Here is a 20,798-nt window from a genome sequence, read left to right on the forward strand (position 1 = left end):
CCTCTGCGCCCGCCGCGCGACGCCCATGCCGGAAGGAAAGAACATGCATCACAAAATAGCCGCCCTTTGCGCCGCCATCGCCGCCGCGTTTGCCCCGGCCTTTGCGCAGGTGCCGCCGCTGCCCGCAGCGATGCATCATCCGAATGCGGGACAAGGCGGCATGGTTGCGGCGGAAGAAGAACGCGCGGCGCAAGCGGGCGCTGCCATGCTGGCCAAGGGCGGCAACGCAGTGGATGCGGCGGTCGCGACGGCTTTCGCGCTGGCGGTCACCTATCCGGCGGCTGGCAATATTGGCGGCGGCGGCTTCATGCTTGTCTATCTGGCGGATGAGGATCGAACGCTGGCGATCGACTATCGTGAAATGGCGCCGATGGGTGCGTCGCGCGACATGTATCTAGGCGCCGATGGCGAAGTTGTCGGCGAAGACATTTTGCGCACGCTAAAGGGCGCCGGCGTGCCCGGCACCGTGGCGGGCCTTCTCTATGCGCAGGAGCATTACGGCAAGCTATCCCGTCAGGATGTGATGGCGCCCGCGATCCGGCTGGCGGAAAAAGGCTACGCCCTCTCCTATTTCAACACCGCCATGGTCGAAGCCGAGCGGGCGCTGCTGAGCGACAACGCCGCCGCCTTTGCGGAGTTCTTCAAACCTGACGGCTCGGCTTATCTTCCCGGCGAAACCTTCAAGCGCCCGGACCTTGCCAGAACGCTCAAGGAAATCTCGAAAAAAGGCGCAGACGGCTTCTATAAAGGCCGGGTGGCGCAAGCCCTGATCGCGGAAATGCCTGCCCATGGCGGGTTGATCACCCAGGCTGATCTCGATGCTTACAAGGTGGTGGAACGCGAACCGGTGCGCGGCACATTTCGCGGCTACGACATTGTCTCCATGCCGCCGCCAAGTTCCGGCGGCGTGCATGTGATCGAAATGCTCAACATGCTGGAAACCCGCGACCCCACGCCCGGTCAGAGCGACGATGCGGAGAGCCTGCACTTCCTGGCCGAAACCATGCGCCTCGCCTATGCGGATCGCGCCGTCCATCTGGGCGATCCCGATTTTGTGTCAGTGCCGGTCGAAGGGCTGATCTCGAAAGAGTACGCCCGCGCGCTCGCCGCAAAGATCAATCCGAAAAAGGCCATGTTATCCGCAGAGATCGGCGCAGGCGATCCCTACCCTTATGAAAGCCCGGACACGACACATTATTCGATCATCGACAAAGACGGCAATATGGTCGCCAACACCTATACGCTGAATGCGAGTTTTGGTTCCGGCATCGTCATTCCCGGCACGGGGATTCTCATGAACAATGAGATGGATGATTTCTCCGCCGCGCCGGGCGTGCCGAATTATTACGGTCTTGTGGGCGGCGAGAAAAACGCCATCGCGCCCGGCAAACGACCGCTCTCCTCAATGACCCCGACGCTGGTCTTCAAAAATGGCGAGCCCTTCATGGCGACCGGCGCGCAAGGCGGCGCGCGGATCATTACCTCGGTGCTGCAGCTCATCGTCAATGTCATCGACCGGGAGATGAATATCGGCGACGCCACCGACCATCCGCGCATTCATCATCAATGGCTGCCGGACAGGATCCTCTACGAACCCGGCCTCAGCGCCGATACGATCCGTCTGCTGGAGGCGAAAGGTCACACGCTTGAGCCCTATGACTGGCATCCGACCCCGCAGACGGTCATGATCAGCGATGGCTGGATCTATGGATATACCGATGACCGCAATCCCGGCGGCGGCGCCTGCTCGCCCGAAGGCGGCTGCTGACACAAGACTGTCAAACAGCTCGTGCATGTAACGATTAAAGACCACAACAGGAACGACACTCATGAAATATCGCCTCGCCCTGATGCTATGCGCCCTGCCCCTGGCCGCGTGCACCTCTGACCTCGCCCAATCCGGCCGCGCGCAGGCGCCTGTGGGCGACGCCTGGTTCGACGGCGCGCAGGCGGCGCTGTCCCAGCGCAAAACGGTGACGGCGAACAAAGGCAAGGCGAAAAACGTTATTCTCTTTGTCGCTGACGGCATGGACCCGACCACCATCACCGCCGCGCGCATTTTTGACGGTCAGACCCGCGGCGAAGAAGGCGAGGAAAATCTCCTCTCTTTCGAACGCTTCCCCTATCTCGCCATGTCGAAGACCTACAACACCGATGCGCAAACACCGGACTCGGCGGGCACGATGACCGCGATGACCACCGGCTTTAAAACTCGCGCCGGCCTTATCGGCGTAACAAAAGAATCCCCGCGCGGCGATTGCGCCGCCAGCTTGGGCGCCCATGCGACGACCTTTGTCGAGCGGGCGGAAATGGCGGGCATGGCGACCGGCGTTGTTTCGACAGCGCGCCTCACCCATGCAACCCCGGCGGCGACCTACGCCCATGTGCCCGACCGCGACTGGGAGCGCGACGTCAATCTTCCCAACGGCGCCTATGAGTTGGGTTGCCGCGATATCGCCAGCCAGCTCATCGACTTTCCTTATGGCGACGGGCTCGAAGTCGCCATGGGGGGCGGGCGGCCCAACTTCATGCCCGCCGACGCCAATGATCCCGAAAATGAAGGCCGTAAAGGCGGGCGCAAGGATGGCCGCAATCTGACGGCGGAATGGGTTTCGAAGTCAGACCATCACGCCTTTGTCTGGAACAAGGCGCAGTTCGATGCGATTGATCCAGCTAGCGACCCGCGCGTGCTCGGTCTTTTTGAAATGTCGCATATGCGCTACGAGGCGGACCGCGCCGAGGACAAAGCGGGCGAGCCGTCGCTTGAGGAGATGACCCGCAAGGCGATTGAAATCCTCTCGCGCAATGAAAACGGCTTTGTGCTGGTGGTTGAGGCGGGCCGTGTCGATCACGCCCATCATGGCGGCAACGCCGCCCGGGCGCTCACCGATGCGCAGGAATATTCACAAGCAGTCGCCGCCGCGCGCGAGATGACCAGCGCCGACGATACGCTGATCATCGCCACGGCCGATCACGGCCATACGCTGAGCTTTGCTGGCTATCAGCAAAAGGGCAACGACATTCTCGGCCTCGTCAAATTCGGCGGCGGCGATGCCGACCACACCTCAAAGGCGCGTGACGGCAAACCCTACACCACCTTGGGCTACGCCAACGGGCCGGGTGCGGTTTTCGGCAAGGAAGGTTCGCCAAAAGACGGCCGACCGCTGCTGAGTGATGCGGATGTCGAAAATGTCGACTTTCAACAGCAATCGCTGGTGCCGCTGGGCTCGGAAACTCATGGCGGCCAGGATGTGACGATCTATGCGTCAGGCCCCGACGCCTATCTCTTCACCGGCGTTGTCGAGCAGAATTATATCTACCATGTGATAATGGATGCGCTGCGCTTCGATCCGCAACTGACAGACGAATAACTTGCTGCATTTGCAAGTCTTCCGCCCGAACCGGCCATGCGGCTTCGGGCGGAAAATAAGTTTACGCGCGCCAGGCCAGCATATTTTTCAGCACCAGACCGACCGTGTAGGCTGCGACAAAACTCATCGCAAACACTGAAACATGGCCGGAGCCAACGGCCGCGCCGAGGATCGCCGCTGCAACAAGGCCGACACAGCCGAGAATGGGCGTCACCGCGAAAGTCTGGATGACAAAAGACAGAAACGGCTCGCGCACAGTCTCGGTCGGCCCTTTGACGCAAAGCGCCCAGTTTCGCCAGAAACTCCAGCCAACGCCAATTCTGACTGGCGCGCCAAGGTTCATCGCATGAGTAAGCGCGTCATCTAAACGCATGGAAGTTATGGTTGTTCCAAGCCGCTTGTCGCCAATGTTCAGATGGTTGCGGGCATTGTAGGTCAGGCCGCCGCTGCTTTTGGTGATGCCTGATCCGAGAGATTTGATGACGCCTTCCCGCGCCTTCGCCCAGGGCGATGCTGCAAACAATCCGACGGCAAGTCCGGCGAGTAGCGTCATCACCGCCACACCGGTATCCGCGTCGCGCTTTTGCTTGGAGTAGCGCAAATTGTCCGGCAACAGAGCTTCCTTTCCGGAAAACAATTTGTTGCGAAATTCGGAACCAAAAACCTCCGCTTTCCTTTTGTCGCGCCAGACATAATCGAGGACGAGAGAATCGAAGCGTTCGCAGTCCTTGTCGCCATTGCAGAAAACGGCGGGCCATCCCATAGCTACGCGCACGTCGGCTGGGCCTTGATCGCTATAGGCGCGATAGATATCGAACTCTGCAGCGGACAGGTTTGACGGCGCGCCGTTCCGGCCTTCGCTCTTGGCGATGACGATTCCAACTAGCTTATACGCTGCCGCCCTGCGCGCTGCGGCGTCAACAGGGTCGCGCCCCTCCAGGGGAAACGCCGCGTCGATCTCTTCAGATGCGGGCATTTGCTTCAGAAAATATGCGGACTCGGCGGAAGCCGACGCAGCGCCCCAGAACAGGAAAAACACACACGCAACGCAGGCCGAACGAACAGAAGCAATCATGTCCTTTATCTCCCTTAGGCCGTGCGAACACCCGCCGCCAAGGGAAAGAAAATTAGCTATAGATTTTCGCCGCGCAATAACTTTGTTTGGGCGATCGACCCATGGGATCCGGCGGTTTGCAGAGCGCCGAAAAAGAAGAACAAGACAAAAACGGCGGACGCGCCGGGCGCATCCGCCGTTCCAAATTCCTGGCCTGGTTTCAGGACTTAAGCCACTGGGTCGAGCCAGCCCCATTCGTCTTCGGTCTCGCCGGAGAACAGGCCGAAGAACATATCCTGGATTTGCGACGTGGCCGGACGATTGCCCTTGCCCACGGTCAGCCGGTCAATCGTGCGCACCGGCGTGATTTCCGCGGCCGTGCCGGTGAGGAAGACTTCATCCGCCGCATAGAGCATTTCGCGCGGGATCGATTGTTCGATCACTTCGTAACCGGCTTTTCTCGCCAGCGTGATCACTGTGTCGCGGGTAATGCCGGACAGGATCGAAGACGCTGTCGTCGGCGTGTAGATCTTGCCGTTCAGGACGATGAAGATATTTTCGCCCGCGCCTTCGCTGACCGTGCCGTCATGGGCGAGGCCCAGACCTTCGGCGAAACCGGCGAGCTTGGCTTCCTGCGACACGAGACGGCTCGACAAATAATTGCCGCCCGCTTTCACGCCGGAAGGCGTAGTGCCCGGCGCATTACGCCGCCAGCTTGAGAACGCCACATCGATGCCGTTTTTAAGACCCTCGGCGCCGAGATAGGCGCCCCAGGGAAACGCCGCGACCGCAAGATCGGACGGCGCGTCAAACGAGGCCGGACCCATTTCACCATAGCCGAGATAGGCGATGGGACGGATATAGGCGCTGTCGAGTTCATTTTCGCGGACAATGTCGCGGCACACGCCCATAATCTCTTCGACGGAGTATTTCGTAATGTCGATGCGATAGACGCGCGCGGAAAAGAACAGCCGCTCAACATGTTCGCGGTTCCGGAACACCACCACGCCCTTATGCTTTGTGTTGTAGGCGCGCATCCCTTCGAACACCGAGGTCCCGTAATGGAGACCATGGGTCATTACGTGGGTTGTCGCCTCGGCCCAGGGGATCATTTTACCGTTGCGCCAGATATATTTGGCTTCCTGGATAGGCATGAGGGTCGTTCCTTCTGTTGGTTTGAACGGAACTTTGAATGGCTGAGCCTCGCGTCAAATGCAAGCGTTGTCGGACATTCGGACGAGTAGAAGGTGGTGTTTGGCGGGAATGTTCTCTAATCCGGGCGAGTGGAGCAGATTTCGCCCAGCTTGTAGTCAGACCGGAGAGTCCCGCCCATGAATGATGCAGCTTTCGCCCATAATCCGTCCGAGGACGCCCGCAAAATCGACGCCTTGCTCGACGTAATGGCGCGTCTGCGCGCCCCGGAGGGCGGCTGCCCGTGGGATCTGGAGCAGAATTTCCGCTCCATCGCTCCTTACACGGTCGAGGAAGCCTATGAGGTCGCCGACGCTATCGAGAAGGACGACATGGCGGCGTTGAAAGAAGAATTGGGCGATCTTCTCTTTCAGTCGGTTTTCCATGCGCAGATGGCGAAGGAGCAAGGCCTCTTCACCTTTGGCGATGTCGCGCAAACCATCGCCGACAAAATGATCCGCAGGCACCCCCATGTATTCGGCGATGTGGAAATGCGGTCTGCGGAAGAACAGACCAATGCTTGGGAAGTTCAGAAGGCCGAAGAACGCAAGGCGAAAGGCGCGGACGGATTGCTCGATGACGTGCCCGCCGGCCTGCCCGGCCTCACCCGCGCGGTGAAGCTGCAAAAGCGGGCCGGCCGCGTTGGCTTCGACTGGCCCGATGCGCGCTCGGTCCTCGACAAGATCGCGGAGGAAACCGAAGAACTGAATGAAGCGATGGACGAAGGCGACACGGACCACATTGAAGAAGAGTTCGGCGATCTTCTCTTCGTGCTGGCCAATCTTTCACGCCATCTCGACATCGACCCGGAAAGCGCGCTGCGCCGGGCCAATGAAAAATTCATCCGCCGCTTCAAGCATATCGAAAAGACATTTGCGGCGCGCGGCGAAAGCCTCGCCGATGCCTCGCTCGATGCGATGGAAGCGGTCTGGGATGAAGCGAAGGCGCTTGAAAAGCAAAAAAAATAGAGCTTGCATTTATACCCCGCTTAACCCCCTGAAGGCGGGGATGAACGGTGGGGCGGGCTATATGCAACCATTCCTGCAGCGCACCACAATTTCTCACAAGCCTTGTTAGAAATACTGGGTTCAAACTGTCGCGAGGACCGCGCATTTTGGCCGAAGCTGTTCTATAGAGATTTTTTTCAACGCCCGGAGTTCGCCTGACCATGACCGCCCCACAAGAAATGCTCGACCTCATCGGAAACACGCCGCTGATCAAACTGAAGCGCGCGTCGGAGGAGACCGGCTGCACCATTCTCGGCAAGGCGGAGTTTTTGAACCCGGGCCAGTCGGTGAAAGACCGCGCGGCGCTCGGCATCATTCGCGACGCGGAGAAAAGCGGCGCGTTGAAACCCGGCGGCGTCATTGTCGAGGGCACAGCGGGCAATACCGGCATCGGTCTCGCCATGGTCGGCGCGGCGCTCGGCTATAAAACCAAGATCGTTATTCCCCGCACCCAGAGTGAAGAGAAAAAAATCGCCCTGCGCATTCATGGCGCCGAGCTGATTGAAGTGGACGCGGTCCCCTACGCCAACCCGAACAACTATGTTCACTATTCGCGCCGCCTCGCCGAAGAACTGGCGGAGAGCGAGCCCAATGGCGCGGTCTGGGCGAACCAGTTCGACAATGTCGCCAATCGCGATTTTCACGTCGCGACTACAGGCCCGGAAATCTGGGAACAGACCGGCGGCAAGGTGGACGGCTTCACTTGCGCGGTCGGCACTGGCGGCACGCTGGCCGGGATATCCATGGCGCTGAAAGAGCGCAACAAGAACATCAAAACCGCCGTCAGCGATCCGGGCGGTTCAAAAATTTATTCCCTGATCAAGTTTGGCAAAGAAGAAACCGAAGGCGGCTCAATCACCGAAGGCATCGGTCAGGGCCGCATCACCGCCAATCTCGAAGGCGCGCCGATCGACGATGGCTACCGCATCAATGATGCGGATATGCTGAACGTCCTGTTCAAGCTGGTGACCGAAGAAGGCCTCTGCCTTGGCGGGTCTTCCGGCATCAACATCGCCGGCGCGATGACGCTGGCGAAAGAACTCGGTCCCGGCCACACCATCGTGACCATTCTCTGCGACTACGGCCATCGCTACGCCTCCAAGCTCTACAATCCGGCATTCCTGAAGGAAAAAGGCCTGCCGACGCCGCCCTGGCTGAGCTAAGGCGCCTACGCGGGCTAGCCCGCCATCTCCACCAGCTCAATGCCGCGAAAGTCTTTTGCATTGGCCTGTGCGAGGTCGTAAGCGGTTTGCAAATTCACCCAGAAATTCGGTGTCGTTCCAAAGGCGGCAGCAAGGCGCATAGCCGTATCAACAGTCATGGACGTTTGCTCACTTACCAACCGTTCTATGCGTGTACGCGGCACACCGACATGGGATGCGAGCGCTCCAGCCGAAAGACCAAGCGGAGAAAGGAATTCATCGCGCAATATCCGTCCGGGATGAACTGCGAATTTAAGCTTTGTCATACGGTTCGCCTTTCTAATACCGCCGATCATCAATGATAATCGACAATCTCCACGTCCTCGGCGGCGCCGTCCCGCCAGATAAAGCAGACGCGCCATTGATCGTTGATCCTGACCGAATGCTGGCCAGCTCGGTCGCCTTTCAGCGCTTCCAGCCGGTTACCCGGCGGCACGCGCAAATCGTCCAGAACCGCCGCCGCATCGATCATCGCAAGCTTGTTCTTCGCGCGATCAAAGACATCCATCGGAAAGCGCTTTGGGCGCCTATTCGCGGCAATGCCTTCAGCGAGACGGCCTTTTAAAGATCTGATCACCCTTCCATGTATCATAGTATGATACACATTTCAAGGCTTTTGTATCATGAGATGATACGCAAACAGCCGCCCTTCCTGCGGGCCGCGCCGGGCGCGCGCCATTGCGAAAATGGCGAACAGTCAGACCCATGGGAGAGCTATGACATGACCGGCGATGCCTGTATGGTCCCGCCATTCAATTCGCAGCAAACAGGCCGTCATGACAATCGGAGCGCTTGTATCCACGGACTGGCTCGCCGGGCATCTCGGTGAGACGGATCTGAAAATCATCGACGGGTCCTGGCGCATGCCGGGCAATGGCGATGCGATCGACAATTACAACGCGCAGCATATTCCCGGCGCGGTGTTTTTCGACATAGACGCCATCGCCGACAAGTCGACCGACCTGCCTCATATGCTGCCCTCGCCGGCGCAGTTCGAAGCCGCCATGGGCGCGCTCGGCATTTCAGATCGCGACCGCGTTGTGATCTATGACGAAAAAGGCCTTATGTCTGCGGCGCGGGTCTGGTGGACCTTTCGCGCCATGGGGCACAAACAGGTCGCCGTGCTGGATGGCGGCTTGCCGAGATGGCTTAAGCAAAAACACCCGGTCACGGCAGACAAAACCGTCCCGGTACAGACGACTTACACCGCCTCGCCCGTTCCCGCGCTTTGCGCCGATGCCGATGATGTGCGCGCGGCGTTGCGCGAGGGCGCCATTGTCCTCGATGCGCGCTCGGCGGAGCGGTTCTCCGGCAAGGCCGCTGAGCTCAGAGCCGGGCTGCGGGCCGGGCATATGCCGGGCGCGACCTGCCTTCCCTTCGGCCTCTTGCTCAATGAAGACGGGGCTTTGCGCCCGCGCGAGGAGCTGGAGCTGATATTCGCCAATACCGGGGTCAGTACCGGAACCGGGCCGCAAACCCGCGTCATTACGAGCTGTGGATCAGGCGTTACAGCTGCGATACTATTCCTGGCATTGGAGACCATCGGCGCGACAAATGCGGCGGTCTATGACGGCTCCTGGACGGAATGGGGCGACGAACGCCATGACGACAAAATATTCCCCGTTATCGCTGACGCCTGACAGCGTCGACCGGATTCCGGTCACCATCACCTATCTGGAGCAGACTACGCGGCCGTCCCTGACGGCGGTTCCGTCGCTCGCGGAGAAGCACCAGCTGGCGCTGATGCGCGTCGCCAACCCGCCCGTGCATTTTTACCGCTATCTCTACGACCTTGTGGGCGCGCCTTATAATTGGGTGAGCCGCCGCAAGCTTTCCGATGACGAACTGGCGTCCATCATCCAGCATGAGGATGTCTATCTTTATGTTCTTTATGCGGGCGGCGCGCCGGCGGGCATGGCGGAAATCGATGCACGCAATGCAGAGATCCATGAGTTGAAGTTTTTCGGCCTTGCGCCGGGCTTTACCGGCAAAGGACTGGGCCGGTTCTTTCTGACCAATGTGCTCGATCTCGCCTGGTCGCGCGCGCCGCAAAAGCTGCTGCTAGAGACTTGCACGCTGGACCATCCCGCCGCCCTGCCGCTTTATCAAAAGCTCGGCTTTTCAGTGGTCGACCGCAGCTCCGGCCTGGTGGAGCGAATTCCGCCGGCGAGCCGCTAAAGCGCCTTCAAGCGAAGCCCGACTTCAGCTAGAAAAACCTCATGAAAGACAATACCAAACTCACCGTTGCTGGCCGCCCGCATCAGCGTCCCGCCCATCCCGTCAACACGCCGGTAGAACGGGCCTCCACCTATCTCTTCCCGACCTATGACGATTATCTGGAAGGGGCCAAATCGATCACCTATGGCCGGCTCGGCACGCCGACGCACCGGGCGTTTGAAGAAGCGGTGACCGCGCTTGAGGGCGGGTTTGAAACGCGCCTCGCGCCATCGGGATTGCAGGCCTGCACCGCCGCGTTGCTCGCCTTTGTCGCCGCCGGCGATCATGTGCTGATGACCGACACCGCCTATGATCCGACCCGAAAGTTCTGTCTGAATTTTCTTAAACGCTTTGGCGTTGAAACGACGTTTTACGATCCGGTCGCCTCGGAAGCGGAGATCACCGCGCTGATACAGCCAAACACGAAAGTCATCTTCGCGGAGTCGCCTGGCTCGCTGACCTTCGAAGTGCAAGACCTGCCAATGCTGGCGAATGTCGCCCATGCCTATGGCGCCAAGCTGATTGTCGACAACACCTGGGGCGCCGGATATTTCTGCAAGCCCCTCGCGCTCGGCGCTGATGTCTCCGTTCAGGCGGCGACGAAATATCTGGTCGGCCATTCCGATTGCCTGGTCGGCACGCTCACCTCCGCCGACGAACAGACCGCCAGGAAAATCTATTACGCGCTTTTGCAGCTCGGCTCGAATGTCTCGGCGGATGACGCCTATCTGGCGCTGCGCGGCATGCGCACCCTGTCGACGCGGCTCGACCGGCATGAAGAAAACGCCAATGAAATCATCAAATGGCTGAAGAAGCGTGACGAGGTCGACCGCATCCTCCACCCGGCGCAGAAATCCTGCCCGGGCCACGGTGTCTGGAAGCGCGATTTCACCGGCGCGTCCGGCCTGTTCGGCGCGGTCTTGAAGCCGGCGCCCCTGCCCGCGCTCAAGACGTTTTTCAACGCCTTCAAGCTGTTCGGCATTGGTTTTTCCTGGGGCGGCTATGAGAGCCTCGTCCTGCATGTGAAACCGGAAAACTACCGCTCGGCGACACAATGGAAGGAGGATGGCCCGGTGCTGCGCTTCCATGCCGGGCTGGAAGATATCGAGGATTTGAAAATCGATCTGGAACGCGCTTTTATGGCGCTGGCGGCCGCCCGGAAGTAAGGCCCGCCATGGGAGAGCGTATGCGGATTTCGGCGATATTGGCGGCGACATTGCTCGCCAGCGGTTGCGTCACGGATAGTTTGATCGGCGGCGGCGCGGGCACCGTCAATGTGGTGACAGACCCGCCCGGGGCGCTGCTGACCATTGAGGGTGTCGGCGAATGCGAGACCCCCTGCCGGGTCAAACTCGACGAACCCCGCCGGATGCGCCTCGCCAAGGCCGGTTTCGTCTCAAAGTCCTACATGCTGAGCCCCAGCCGAAATGAAGTGGTCATCCCGATGGAACTGGCCGCCGCCAGCGACGGGGTCGACGCCGAGGCCCTGCCGGACCTGAATTAACCACTGAAATCATGTCGGTTCGCCCTAAAAGGCTTTACATCCGCGCCGAGATGAAGGATCAGAGCCGCTTTGAAGCCGTTGGCGGGGCGTAGCGCAGCCTGGTAGCGCATCTGGTTTGGGACCAGAGGGCCGCAAGTTCGAATCTTGCCGCCCCGACCATTCGGCAGACGAAGCAACAGCGGGAAGCGTACATGTTCGCGCGCATCTACAGACCGGCGAAAACCGCCATGCAATCGGGCAAGGCCAAAACCGCCCGCTGGATCCTGGAATTCGAGGCGGAGGCCGCCAGACGGATTGATCCGCTAATGGGCTGGACCAGCGCAGATGAAACCGCCGCCGGACAGGTCAGACTGACATTCGACAGCCAGGATGACGCGGTCGCCTATGCGGAGCGCCATGCGCTTCCTTTCCGAATCGATGCGCCCCATGAAGTGGTTTCCCAGCCCAAGGCCTATTCGGACAATTTCTCCTTTCATCGCCGCAAGCCCTGGACGCATTAGCGCGCATTCGCGATGCGCTGCGTTTTTCAGCACTCCGAAAATTTCAATCAGGATGTGGTCAAGATTTTTGCACGGCGTCAGTCTATAGTGCTGACAGTCCGGCCCCGTAGCTCAGCTGGATAGAGCACCGGCCTTCTAAGCCGATGGTCGCAGGTTCGAATCCTGCCGGGGTCGCCATTTCACCGCTCGCTTTCACCGTCAGCCTTTTCATCATCGCTACGCAGCGGCCAGTCGCTGCCGCCTGCGGGCGTCGCCGCTGGCCCGTCCTCGAACGGCGCGGTGATCGATTTCGCCCGATAATCGACGGCCAGCCGCAACACATCAGGCCGCGCATAATGGCCCGCCGAATCCGAGACATATTTGAAATGCACAATGTCCGCGAGGTCGAGCTCCGCGATAAGCATTTTCTCTTCATCGCGATGCGGTCCCTCAATGATGTTTCCAAAGGGACCGATGATGGCGCTCCATCCGCCGCCCTCGCGCATCATTTCCGGCTTGTCGGTGAACCCGAGACGCTCGAGCGTTGCTTTGTCGATGCGCGATTGAACATTGATGACGAAACATTGCCCCGCCGCCGCATGATGGCGCGCCGCCGCTTCGGACAGATCGTCGAACACGCCGGAACTTGGATCATGGCTGAGCGCCGAGCCCGCCGGCCACATGGCGATGTGTATCTGCTCGCCCTGGCTGGTCAGCGCATAGCGCGCGAGATCCATCGAATGCTCCCAGCAGATCAGGCCGCCAAGTTTTGCAAAGGGCGTTTCAATGACGCGCAACCCCGATCCGTCGCCGCGGCCCCATACGGTGCGCTCGACGCAGGTCGGCTGTAATTTGCGGTGGCGGCCGACAATATCGCCATTGTCGTCGAAAAACAGCATCGTGTTGTACAGCGTGCCGCCATCGCGTTCTGAAACGCCAACCGCCACATAGGCGCCCGCCTTGCGCGCCGCCTCGCCGATAGCGTGCGTCGCATCGCTGCCGACCTCCACGCTGTTGGCGAAAAGCTCAAAGAAAAACTCGCCGCCGGTCGCGGGCGTGTGTGTCCAGATCCAGAACGGATATCCGGGAATGAAGGTTTCGGGAAAGACAATAAGCTTCGCGCCCTGCGCCGCCGCTTCGCCAATCAGCTTGCAGCATTTTTCGACGCAGGCGTCACGGTCAAGAAAGGGCGACGCCACATGAAACGCCGCAACTTTGATTTTCGGATAAACGTCTCCCACACCCAGCCCTTTCAACTTGCTTTCAGCGAGTATGTTTCGCCAAAACCGGAAAGGCAAATTGAATTCGCCGGGGCGCAGTTACTATGCGCTCTCAGTCAACGCACGGCTGCGCTATAATCTGTGTAAGGAAGAAGAGCCTAGTTTTCGAGGTCGGGCTTCACTTCAATGGCGAGAAGACCCTTTGAGCCTTTCGCAAAGGACACCTGCACCCGCGCGCCCTGCTGCAATTCGCCAAGACCATGACGGCGCAATGTCTCCATATGCACAAAGATGTCTTCCGTGCCGTCGCCGCGTGTCAAAAAACCATAGCCTTTTGCGCGATTGAACCATTTCACCGTGGCCCGCATGAAATCACCTGCTGGCGTCTGGTTCAGGATTGGCTCCGTCGGCGCCAATGCGGCGGCCGTGGAATCGTCAATCGTCAGCAGCTTTGACGCCTGCAGTCCTTTTTCGCGGCGAACAACTTCGCATTCGACTGTCGCGCCTTCGCGCGCCGTGGTCATGCCGGCGGCTTTCAGACAGGTTGAGTGAATTAGAATATCGCCCTCGGCGTCATCGGTGATGATAAAGCCGTAGCCCTTCGCCGGATCAAACCACTTGACGACGCCCTTGATGGTAAACCGTTCTTCGTCAGCGCCGGACGTTTCGTCCTCCCCGCGCGATGGATCAAACCGCTCGTCCATGATGCTCTTGGTACCCCTGTCGCGCCCTAAACTTAGGTTCTTTTTGTTTACTATAATCCGCCCGCGAGAAAACACTAATGCCTTCGCGCAAAAAATGCACTAATTTAGTTTGCTATCCGATTTTTTTCGCGGTGCAGTTGTGTCGCTGGTTATTAGATAACATTACGAAAGCGACAGGCGCCGAAACGCCAGATCATCCGCTCACGCCACAATCTGTGACTCGAGGTGATCCATGAATGAACTGATCAGCATCAAGAAGACATCGAAATCAGATTCAATGTTTTCGATATTTGCGCCGCCCGCGCCATTGCGGTCCATCTGCAGCGTTACGTCGCCGTCATCATCAATATAGACGCGGCCAAATTTCACATCGTTATTAAACTGATTGAGCACCTTGTAGCTGACATCGCTTGAATCCACTTCAAAGAGCCAGGTGCGGTAAGAGATGTCGCCGTCGGGACCCATAATGTCGATGCGGATGTCGTAGTCGGCGACGCGCACGAAGATGGTGTTGGGGCCCACATCCTGAACGGAGTAGCCTTGTGCTGCGAGTTTCTCTTCGATCTCGGCTTTCGAGACCTTCGCCGCAAACGCCGAGACCGGCGCGCATATGACGATGAATGCAGCTGCTAGTGCGAGTATTCCCCTCATGGACACAACCCCTCCGTCCGAACGCGGTTAACGAACCTTAATAGACGTCAAAATCGTCCTGAAATCAACGCTGGAGTGCCACCCTGGCGGGCTGGCGCGGGCGTGAAATGTGAGATTTTGGCGCTCTGCGGTCCGGGTGTGCGGGTCAAACCAGACCATTTCGGAGGGAAAATGGTAGGCCCTAGGGGAGTCGAACCCCTCTTTTCAGGTTGAAAACCTGACGTCCTAACCGATAGACGAAGGGCCCACACTGGTTAGCCGCAAAGCGGCGGAAGCGCTGTATAGGCGCCTCCCCATCCCCTTGCAAGCCCTCTCGGGGCGCTCCGGTGAATTTTTCGCCAGCCGCTAAAGCGCCAGCGCTGCGTCGGAGATTTGCAGTTGTCCCGCATCGCCGCCGCGCCAGTCATCGGCGCGAATCTTCCCGGAAACATGGATGCGCCCGCCAGAGCGCAGAATCTCGCCAAGCGCGCCGCCTTCGGCGCGAAACGCAATGGCTCGGGCGGTCTCGCCGGTCTCGCTCACCAGCATCAAGGACAGGTGGTCCTTGCCGACGGTTTTCACATATTCCGCCCGGCAGTCGATCAGCGCAAAGGACGGCTCGGGATTGCCGGGACCATAGGGGCCAGCGGTTGCGACGAGATCGGCGAATCGCTTCGACACGGCGCTCGGCCCGACCACGGCGTCGATATCGAGGGTGCGATTGGCGCGCGCGGCGACCACCGATCTGCCGAGCTTTTCATTCATCATCTGGCGAAACGCGTTAATGCGCCCCGCCTCGACCGTCAGGCCCGCGGCCATGGCGTGACCGCCGCCGGCGACCAGCAAGCCGGCTTCGCGCGCAGCGCTCACGGCCGAACCGAGATCGACCCCGGTGATCGACCGGCCCGACCCCTTGCCGGTTCCGTCATCATTGCCGATCACGATCACGGGCCGGTCGTAAACTTCTTTCAGCCGCCCTGCGACGATGCCGACGACGCCTGGATGCCATCCCTCGCCCGCCGTAACGATCACGTCATCTGCATGGCGCTGATTGATCTCGATGTCGCGCAAGGCCTCCGCCTGGACTTGCGCTTCGATTTCCTGGCGTTCCGCATTGAGGACATGCAGGCGCTCCACCAGCGTTTGGCGCTTTTCCGCATCCGGCGTGGTCATCAGTTCAAAGGCGAGGCGCGCATGGCCGATCCGCCCGGCGGCGTTGATGCGCGGCCCGATCAGGAACCCGAGATGGTAGGTTGAGGGCGGCCCCTTCATACCGGCGCGCGCGCCGAGCGCTTTCAATCCGGGATTGCCCTCGCCGCCAAGGACTTTCAGCCCCTGCGCCACGATCACCCGCGTCAGCCCTGTAATCGGCATGACGTCGCAGACCAGCCCCAAAGCTGCGAGATCGAGCAGCCCCAGCAGGTTCGGCTCGCGACGGTCTTTGAAAAATCCGGCTTCCCGCAATGCGCGATTGAGCGCGACCAGCCCCATAAAGACGACGCCTGCCGCAGAAAGCCCGCCAAGCCCGGAAACATCGTCGGGCCGGTTCGGATTGACGACGGCCGCGGCGCCTTCCGGCGGCGGCCCGCTCATCTGGTGATGGTCGAAGACGACAATATCGACGCCGTCCTTCGCCGCTTCTTCGACCGGTTCATGCGCCGCCGCGCCGCAATCCACCGTGACGATCAAGTCCGCGCCGTCACGATGCAGCGCGCGAAACGCGTCCACCGATGGCCCGTAGCCTTCCATGATCCGGTCCGGCAGATAGATCAGCGACTTCGCGTCGATCTGGTCGAAATATAATTTCAGGAGAGCGGACGCCGTCGTTCCGTCCACGTCATAATCGCCGAACACCCCGATGGTCTCGCCATCCTGCACGGCTCTGGCGAGGCGCGCTGCGGCTTTTTCCATATCCTGCATGACAAACGGATCGGGCATCGCATCACGCAGGGACGGCGAAAGATACGCGTCGACTGCATCCGACGAGACGCCCCTGGCGGCGAGGATGCGCGCCAATACCGGCTCAATCGCGTGATCGCTGGCGATCGCGGCGGCTTGTTCTGCATCCGCGTCTCGCAAGCGCCAGCGCCGCCCCGATGCGCTCGCCCCCATGGCGGGCAAATCAATGAGCGGCAAAGCGGCGGCGAAACTCGACATGGCGGTGTTTACGTTCATGACAGGCAATGAGCGGTGATCTGCCGGTTACCGGTGGTTAAGTTTTCCAAGCCCGAAAATCGCGCATTCCTTGCGGAAAAGCGCCCGCGCCCAAGCATTTCGCTAACCTTGTTGGCCTGAAAATTAAGCAGATTCTCAACTTATGGTTGTTAGCTGATCACGGGGCAACTGTTGCGGCCCGCCAATCCCAGGCAAAGCGCTGATTTTCCGGTGCTTTTAGACAATGAGAGCGCCGGATGCAAAATTCCATGCTTGATGAGCTACAATCCCTCGCCCGCATCGTCGAGCGCGAGAAAACCGCCCGCAAGGCGGCCGAAGACCTTCTGGAAAAGCGGACCCGGGAACTCACCACCAAGTCGGAGGAGCTGGAACGGTCGGCGACGAAATTCCGCTCCGTCAACGCATTGCTGTCCGAAATCATGATGGTCGCGCCCGACATGATCATCACCTGTTTTGAAGATTTCAGCATTCATGGCGGCAACGCGTCGGCGCAGCGCATCCTCGGACGCAGCGACAAAGATTTTCTCGACCGTTCAATTGACGACTTCCTGCCCGGTCTCAGCGCCGATCTTAAAAAGCGGCCCAACGGTCCGTTCTTTATCGAGAACCGCCGCGCCTGCCGCCATAGCGGTGAAACCTTTCCGGTTGAAATCCGCGGCCATGTGGGGCCGATCGGCGACAATATCCGCTATCTGCTCTTCTTCCACGACATCACCCGGCGCCTCAGCGCCAATGACAAACGCAAAGTGATGGAGCAGCAAATGGACGAGGCACGCCGCCTCGAAGCCATTGGCGCGTTGTCCGCCGGCATTTCGCATGAGATCAACACGCCTATCCAGTTTATCGGCGACAATCTGGATTATCTGGAAGATGCGCTGCGGAACATTCACAAATCCTATCGCCACTATGACACGCTGAAGGCCGCAGCTGTGGATGCCGGATTGTTTGAAGCGGAAGTAAAAGCGGTCGAAGATTTCAACGGTCAGATCAATCTCGGTAATCTGATCGGCGAAATCAATGCGGCGCTCAGCGAGTCTCGTGACGGCATCAAACAGGTGCGCGACATTGTTCTCCTGATGAAGGAATTCGCCCATCCCGGTACGGACGATAAGGATGAAGTCGACCTCAACGCCATCATCGCCAATGTCATCGCGATTTGCCGCAACCGCCGCAAAAACGTCGCCGATGTGGAGCTGAAACTCGATCCCGATCTGCCGCGCGTGCGCTGCCGCAAGGGTCAACTCCAGCAAGTTATTCTCAATCTCGTCCTCAACGCCATCGATGCTATCGATGAAGCGAAAAAGGGGCGTGGCAAAATCGAAATCGAAACCAGAGCCGGCGACGCCAGTGTGGAGATTTATCTGAGCGATACCGGATGCGGCGTGCCGCAATCGCTCAAGGAAAAAATCTACGATCCATTCTTTACGACCAAGCCCGTCGGCAAAGGTACGGGTCAAGGTCTTGCTCTCGCCAAGGACTGCGTCGTCACCGGTCATGGCGGCAAGCTCGGCCTTTATGAAAAAGAAAACTACGCCACCACTTTCCTGATCGAACTGCCGCTGACGCGCGCGCAGAAGAACGCAGACACGGAGCCTAATAATGACATCGCGGCCTAAAAAGTTCTCCTCGTCGACGACGAACCGAAACTGATCTCCGCGCTGCGCCGGCGCCTGTCGATGGATTTCGACATTCTGACCGCAGGCGGCGGTCCCGAAGCGCTTGAGCTGATCGACCAGGAGCCGGACATCGCGGTCATTGTCGCCGACATGCAAATGCCGGTGATGAACGGCATCGAACTGCTAAAGGCCGTAAAAGCGCGCGCGCCTGCTATCCGCCGGCTTATGCTGACCGGAAATGCGGACCAGGAAACGGCGGTCGCTGCGGTAAATGAAGGCGGCGTCATGCGCTTCCTGCGCAAACCTTGCGACAATGATGCGTTGAAAGCCGCACTGAAACAGGCGCTCGACGAGCACGCCTTCCAGGCGTCCGACCGCGAAATTCCCGAAACGCTGATGGAGCCGGATCGCAGCGATGAAGTGCGCGACGCGTTTCTCTCAATGATGAATCACGAACTCCGGACGCCGCTAAATCACATCATCGGCTTCGCCCGCGTGCTCGAAGAGGACAAGGGGCTGGCCGGAACCGATAACTCAATCGAGTTCCTGAAGCATATTCGCGGCAGCGGCGAAAAAGTGCTGACCATCGTCAATCGCATTCTGGAATTTACGAGACTGCGCTCCCTCAGCGGGTCGGCCGGCGATGAAACCACGGATATTGTGGCGCTCGTCAACGCCGAAGTCGCCAAGCAACGGAAATCCGCAAAATTGCGCGCCGTGACGATCTCCGTCGATTCCCTGCGCTTGAAGGCGGATGTCCTCGCCAATAGCGACGAGGCCAGTCTCGCCATTCGCGAGCTTCTGTCCAACGCCCTGAAGTTCAATGTTGAGGGCGGTCATGTCAGCGTCGTCATTAAATGCGATCAGGAAAAAACGGCGGTCCGCATCTCCGATACTGGCGCCGGCGCGCCGCAGGAAGTCATCGACCGCGCCGGACGGCCCTTTCAGCAGGCGGACCAAAGCTCTACCCGCCAGCATGAAGGCGTCGGCATGGGGCTGGCGCTGGTGCGCGCCATCGCCGAAGCCAATGGCGGCGCCTTTACAATGGGCGCCGGCGCTGCAGGCGGCGTGACCACGACGCTGATCTTCAAGCGCCCGAAAGTGGATTCCGCCCGCGCCGTGGCTTGACGCGCGCTTATGCGGCGTCGTGAAAAATGACGCCGAGGCAATAGCGCGCGCCGCGTTTCACCTCGCTAACACCGTGACGCATCTTCACGCGATAGGTGCGTTGCGCGCCCTGCACCGGCCTTTCATTGACCGCGAAGGCGATGGCGTCGCCTTTTTCCATTGACGCAATCATCGCGCGCGACTGTCGCCTCGGCGTTTGTTCGGTCATGACGAATTCGCCGCCGTCAAAATCGCGCCCCGGCTGTGACAGCAAAATCGCGATCTGAATAGGAAACACTTCACCGCCATAAAGATCCTGATGCAGGCGGTTATAATCGCCGGGACCATATTTCAGGATCAGCGGCGTCGGACGGGACTGCCCGACGGATGCGCAGAGGCGGCGATAAGCGCCATGATCGCGCGGATAGGCGCGGTGCTCCTTCTTCAGAACGGAGGACCACTCATTCGCCAGCGGCGCCAGTTTTTCGTAGAGCCGCGAACGCAAAGTCGAAATCATTTCCGGCGCAGGATCAGCGAAATACCGGTATTCGCCTTCGCCGAATCCGTGACGGCGCATGATCACTGTCGAGCGATAGCGCTCGTCGCACTCATAGTCGTCGATCAGCGCGGCGCATTCATCGTCGCTCAGCAGGCGGCCGAGAGGCGCCCAGCCATTCTTGTTCAAGTCGCCTTGCGCTGTGTTCCAGTCGATGGCGTCAATGCGGGTTGCCAGCTCGCCGGAGACGAACCGGTCAGGGTGACACCGTTTACACGGGCGAAAGCCCGCCGCCCTCGCCTCCGCGCGCGTCGCGGCGAAGATGACATTCTTGCGCAATGGCCTGCCCGCGCAGGATGGCAGGCAGTAAACGCCGGTGGTTTTGACGCAGCTCCAGAATGCGCCATCAGCGCCGGTGTCGCGGCGCGCCACCGCCTCCCAGCGGATGTCGTCGAGATTGGTTTGCGGTTCAACTAGGCGCAACGATGCTGCCATGGCGGCCTCCCTTTTGAGGCCGCCAGCATAACCGCAGCGAGCGCCTGCGCGCCGCCCGTTTCTTGCGGGGTTTAGCTGCGTTGTTTGATGAAAGGCTCGACAGCGCCCTTGAGCTTGATGGTCAAGGGGTTGCCCTTGCGGTCGAGGCTTTTGCCCGCCGCGACTTTGATCCAGCCTTCAGAGACGCAATATTCTTCGACATTGGTCTTTTCCGCGCCGTTAAAGCGGATGCCCACATCGTGCTGAAGAAGCTCTTCATTATAGAACGAGCTTTTCGGATTGACGCTGAGGCGGTCGGGGAGTTCGGGCGTGTTTTTTTCGGACATGTCA

Annotated in this window: 21 protein-coding genes, 3 tRNA genes and 1 pseudogene; 13 read left to right on the forward strand and 12 right to left on the reverse strand. The window is 59.7% G+C overall.

Annotation, left to right across the window (positions count from 1 at the left end):
- Nucleotides 1-43: 43 nt before the first annotated feature.
- Complete coding sequence (gene ggt / locus AC0L8G_RS12425; RefSeq protein ID WP_473384505.1) at nucleotides 44-1,768, forward strand: gamma-glutamyltransferase; 1,725 nt, start codon at nucleotides 44-46, stop codon at nucleotides 1,766-1,768.
- A 61-nt stretch (nucleotides 1,769-1,829) separates the two neighbouring features.
- Nucleotides 1,830-3,371 (forward strand): alkaline phosphatase family protein, encoded by a 1,542-nt coding sequence (locus tag AC0L8G_RS12430; RefSeq protein WP_473384506.1) that lies wholly within the window; start codon nucleotides 1,830-1,832, stop codon nucleotides 3,369-3,371.
- Nucleotides 3,372-3,432: 61 nt separating this feature from the next.
- Here AC0L8G_RS12430 and AC0L8G_RS12435 read toward each other — a convergent pair whose 3' ends face one another.
- Together AC0L8G_RS12435 and AC0L8G_RS12440 are read right to left on the reverse strand one after the other, a co-directional pair.
- A complete protein-coding gene (locus tag AC0L8G_RS12435; RefSeq protein WP_473384507.1) occupies nucleotides 3,433-4,446 on the reverse strand; it encodes a hypothetical protein in 1,014 nt (337 codons plus the stop codon).
- Nucleotides 4,447-4,652: 206 nt separating this feature from the next.
- Entirely contained in the window at nucleotides 4,653-5,579 is a 927-nt protein-coding gene (locus tag AC0L8G_RS12440) for a branched-chain amino acid transaminase (RefSeq protein WP_473384508.1), read from the reverse strand.
- 177 nt (nucleotides 5,580-5,756) lie between these two features.
- Between AC0L8G_RS12440 and mazG the strand changes: the two genes are divergently transcribed.
- On the forward strand, nucleotides 5,757-6,584 hold the full coding sequence (gene mazG, locus AC0L8G_RS12445; protein ID WP_473384509.1) for a nucleoside triphosphate pyrophosphohydrolase: 828 nt from the start codon (nucleotides 5,757-5,759) through the stop codon (nucleotides 6,582-6,584).
- Between the two features lie 200 nt (nucleotides 6,585-6,784).
- Nucleotides 6,785-7,786 (forward strand): cysteine synthase A, encoded by a 1,002-nt coding sequence (locus tag AC0L8G_RS12450; protein WP_473384510.1) that lies wholly within the window; start codon nucleotides 6,785-6,787, stop codon nucleotides 7,784-7,786.
- A gap of 14 nt (nucleotides 7,787-7,800) precedes the next feature.
- Here the strand turns inward: AC0L8G_RS12450 and AC0L8G_RS12455 are convergent, their stop codons facing one another.
- Both AC0L8G_RS12455 and AC0L8G_RS12460 read right to left on the reverse strand, forming a co-directional pair.
- Nucleotides 7,801-8,091 (reverse strand): HigA family addiction module antitoxin, encoded by a 291-nt coding sequence (locus AC0L8G_RS12455; RefSeq protein WP_473384511.1) that lies wholly within the window; start codon nucleotides 8,089-8,091, stop codon nucleotides 7,801-7,803.
- Nucleotides 8,092-8,120: 29 nt separating this feature from the next.
- Complete coding sequence (locus tag AC0L8G_RS12460; RefSeq protein WP_473384512.1) at nucleotides 8,121-8,333, reverse strand: type II toxin-antitoxin system RelE/ParE family toxin; 213 nt, start codon at nucleotides 8,331-8,333, stop codon at nucleotides 8,121-8,123.
- Between the two features lie 268 nt (nucleotides 8,334-8,601).
- Between AC0L8G_RS12460 and sseA the strand changes: the two genes are divergently transcribed.
- The 7 genes from sseA to AC0L8G_RS12495 all read left to right on the forward strand — a co-directional run bounded on the left by sseA (nucleotide 8,602) and on the right by AC0L8G_RS12495 (nucleotide 12,223).
- The gene (sseA, locus tag AC0L8G_RS12465; protein WP_473384513.1) at nucleotides 8,602-9,465 is read left to right on the forward strand and encodes a 3-mercaptopyruvate sulfurtransferase; all 864 of its coding nucleotides are present in this window, start codon (nucleotides 8,602-8,604) and stop codon (nucleotides 9,463-9,465) included.
- Nucleotides 9,428-10,003, forward strand: coding sequence for a GNAT family N-acetyltransferase (locus tag AC0L8G_RS12470; protein WP_473384514.1), 576 nt, complete (start codon nucleotides 9,428-9,430; stop codon nucleotides 10,001-10,003). The genes sseA and AC0L8G_RS12470 overlap by 38 nt, the downstream gene beginning before the upstream one ends.
- A 41-nt stretch (nucleotides 10,004-10,044) precedes the next feature.
- Nucleotides 10,045-11,208: a cystathionine beta-lyase gene (metC, locus tag AC0L8G_RS12475; RefSeq protein ID WP_473384515.1), complete on the forward strand. Its 1,164-nt coding sequence runs from the start codon at nucleotides 10,045-10,047 to the stop codon at nucleotides 11,206-11,208.
- Between the two features lie 20 nt (nucleotides 11,209-11,228).
- Nucleotides 11,229-11,546 (forward strand): peptidase associated/transthyretin-like domain-containing protein, encoded by a 318-nt coding sequence (locus AC0L8G_RS12480; protein WP_473384516.1) that lies wholly within the window; start codon nucleotides 11,229-11,231, stop codon nucleotides 11,544-11,546.
- An 82-nt stretch (nucleotides 11,547-11,628) separates the two neighbouring features.
- A tRNA-Pro gene (locus AC0L8G_RS12485) sits at nucleotides 11,629-11,705 on the forward strand.
- Nucleotides 11,706-11,737: 32 nt separating this feature from the next.
- Nucleotides 11,738-12,046: an ETC complex I subunit gene (locus tag AC0L8G_RS12490; protein WP_473384517.1), complete on the forward strand. Its 309-nt coding sequence runs from the start codon at nucleotides 11,738-11,740 to the stop codon at nucleotides 12,044-12,046.
- Between the two features lie 100 nt (nucleotides 12,047-12,146).
- Nucleotides 12,147-12,223, forward strand: a tRNA-Arg gene (locus AC0L8G_RS12495).
- Between the two features lie 2 nt (nucleotides 12,224-12,225).
- Here the strand turns inward: AC0L8G_RS12495 and AC0L8G_RS12500 are convergent.
- The 5 genes from AC0L8G_RS12500 to recJ all read right to left on the reverse strand — a co-directional run bounded on the left by AC0L8G_RS12500 (nucleotide 12,226) and on the right by recJ (nucleotide 16,754).
- Entirely contained in the window at nucleotides 12,226-13,266 is a 1,041-nt protein-coding gene (locus AC0L8G_RS12500; RefSeq protein ID WP_473384518.1) for a carbon-nitrogen hydrolase family protein, read from the reverse strand.
- Between the two features lie 137 nt (nucleotides 13,267-13,403).
- Nucleotides 13,404-13,949: a cold-shock protein gene (locus AC0L8G_RS12505; protein WP_473384519.1), complete on the reverse strand. Its 546-nt coding sequence runs from the start codon at nucleotides 13,947-13,949 to the stop codon at nucleotides 13,404-13,406.
- A gap of 201 nt (nucleotides 13,950-14,150) precedes the next feature.
- On the reverse strand, nucleotides 14,151-14,600 hold the full coding sequence (locus tag AC0L8G_RS12510; RefSeq protein ID WP_473384520.1) for a YbjN domain-containing protein: 450 nt from the start codon (nucleotides 14,598-14,600) through the stop codon (nucleotides 14,151-14,153).
- A gap of 172 nt (nucleotides 14,601-14,772) precedes the next feature.
- A tRNA-Glu gene (locus tag AC0L8G_RS12515) sits at nucleotides 14,773-14,847 on the reverse strand.
- A gap of 98 nt (nucleotides 14,848-14,945) precedes the next feature.
- Nucleotides 14,946-16,754, reverse strand: a complete 1,809-nt coding sequence (gene recJ, locus AC0L8G_RS12520) for a single-stranded-DNA-specific exonuclease RecJ (RefSeq protein WP_473384521.1) — start codon at nucleotides 16,752-16,754, stop codon at nucleotides 14,946-14,948.
- Nucleotides 16,755-17,002: 248 nt separating this feature from the next.
- On the opposite strand from recJ, the gene AC0L8G_RS12525 reads away from it, so the two are divergent.
- Complete coding sequence (locus tag AC0L8G_RS12525; protein ID WP_473384522.1) at nucleotides 17,003-18,370, forward strand: sensor histidine kinase; 1,368 nt, start codon at nucleotides 17,003-17,005, stop codon at nucleotides 18,368-18,370.
- 60 nt (nucleotides 18,371-18,430) lie between these two features.
- The gene (locus AC0L8G_RS12530; RefSeq protein WP_473384523.1) at nucleotides 18,431-19,498 is read left to right on the forward strand and encodes a hybrid sensor histidine kinase/response regulator; all 1,068 of its coding nucleotides are present in this window, start codon (nucleotides 18,431-18,433) and stop codon (nucleotides 19,496-19,498) included.
- A gap of 7 nt (nucleotides 19,499-19,505) precedes the next feature.
- On the opposite strand, the gene AC0L8G_RS12535 is transcribed toward AC0L8G_RS12530, so the two are convergent.
- The 3 genes and pseudogenes from AC0L8G_RS12535 to AC0L8G_RS12545 form a co-directional block, all read right to left on the reverse strand.
- Nucleotides 19,506-20,210, reverse strand: a complete 705-nt coding sequence (locus AC0L8G_RS12535) for a 2OG-Fe(II) oxygenase (protein WP_473388864.1) — start codon at nucleotides 20,208-20,210, stop codon at nucleotides 19,506-19,508.
- A gap of 78 nt (nucleotides 20,211-20,288) precedes the next feature.
- A pseudogene (locus tag AC0L8G_RS12540) lies at nucleotides 20,289-20,468 on the reverse strand (Ada metal-binding domain-containing protein); the annotation flags it as partial.
- Nucleotides 20,469-20,539: 71 nt separating this feature from the next.
- Entirely contained in the window at nucleotides 20,540-20,794 is a 255-nt protein-coding gene (locus AC0L8G_RS12545) for a DUF3297 family protein (protein WP_473384524.1), read from the reverse strand.
- Nucleotides 20,795-20,798: the final 4 nt, after the last annotated feature.

Source organism: Hyphococcus sp. D3-15 (assembly GCF_055809375.1).

What these genes read in the sequence shown, in the direction of transcription:
- AC0L8G_RS12505 (WP_473384519.1), bottom strand. Translation starts at nt 13,949, where the DNA reads ATGGACGAGCGGTTTGATCCATCGCGCGGGGAGGACGAAACGTCCGGC.
- ggt (WP_473384505.1), top strand. Translation starts at nt 44, where the DNA reads ATGCATCACAAAATAGCCGCCCTTTGCGCCGCCATCGCCGCCGCGTTT.
- AC0L8G_RS12525 (WP_473384522.1), top strand. Translation starts at nt 17,003, where the DNA reads ATGCTTGATGAGCTACAATCCCTCGCCCGCATCGTCGAGCGCGAGAAA.
- AC0L8G_RS12510 (WP_473384520.1), bottom strand. Translation starts at nt 14,600, where the DNA reads ATGAGGGGAATACTCGCACTAGCAGCTGCATTCATCGTCATATGCGCG.
- metC (WP_473384515.1), top strand. Translation starts at nt 10,045, where the DNA reads ATGAAAGACAATACCAAACTCACCGTTGCTGGCCGCCCGCATCAGCGT.
- AC0L8G_RS12450 (WP_473384510.1), top strand. Translation starts at nt 6,785, where the DNA reads ATGACCGCCCCACAAGAAATGCTCGACCTCATCGGAAACACGCCGCTG.
- AC0L8G_RS12545 (WP_473384524.1), bottom strand. Translation starts at nt 20,794, where the DNA reads ATGTCCGAAAAAAACACGCCCGAACTCCCCGACCGCCTCAGCGTCAAT.
- AC0L8G_RS12430 (WP_473384506.1), top strand. Translation starts at nt 1,830, where the DNA reads ATGAAATATCGCCTCGCCCTGATGCTATGCGCCCTGCCCCTGGCCGCG.
- AC0L8G_RS12455 (WP_473384511.1), bottom strand. Translation starts at nt 8,091, where the DNA reads ATGACAAAGCTTAAATTCGCAGTTCATCCCGGACGGATATTGCGCGAT.
- AC0L8G_RS12460 (WP_473384512.1), bottom strand. Translation starts at nt 8,333, where the DNA reads ATGGATGTCTTTGATCGCGCGAAGAACAAGCTTGCGATGATCGATGCG.
- AC0L8G_RS12435 (WP_473384507.1), bottom strand. Translation starts at nt 4,446, where the DNA reads ATGATTGCTTCTGTTCGTTCGGCCTGCGTTGCGTGTGTGTTTTTCCTG.
- AC0L8G_RS12440 (WP_473384508.1), bottom strand. Translation starts at nt 5,579, where the DNA reads ATGCCTATCCAGGAAGCCAAATATATCTGGCGCAACGGTAAAATGATC.
- AC0L8G_RS12490 (WP_473384517.1), top strand. Translation starts at nt 11,738, where the DNA reads ATGTTCGCGCGCATCTACAGACCGGCGAAAACCGCCATGCAATCGGGC.
- AC0L8G_RS12480 (WP_473384516.1), top strand. Translation starts at nt 11,229, where the DNA reads ATGCGGATTTCGGCGATATTGGCGGCGACATTGCTCGCCAGCGGTTGC.
- mazG (WP_473384509.1), top strand. Translation starts at nt 5,757, where the DNA reads ATGAATGATGCAGCTTTCGCCCATAATCCGTCCGAGGACGCCCGCAAA.
- AC0L8G_RS12530 (WP_473384523.1), top strand. Translation starts at nt 18,431, where the DNA reads ATGGATTTCGACATTCTGACCGCAGGCGGCGGTCCCGAAGCGCTTGAG.
- AC0L8G_RS12470 (WP_473384514.1), top strand. Translation starts at nt 9,428, where the DNA reads ATGACGACAAAATATTCCCCGTTATCGCTGACGCCTGACAGCGTCGAC.
- sseA (WP_473384513.1), top strand. Translation starts at nt 8,602, where the DNA reads ATGACAATCGGAGCGCTTGTATCCACGGACTGGCTCGCCGGGCATCTC.
- recJ (WP_473384521.1), bottom strand. Translation starts at nt 16,754, where the DNA reads ATGAACGTAAACACCGCCATGTCGAGTTTCGCCGCCGCTTTGCCGCTC.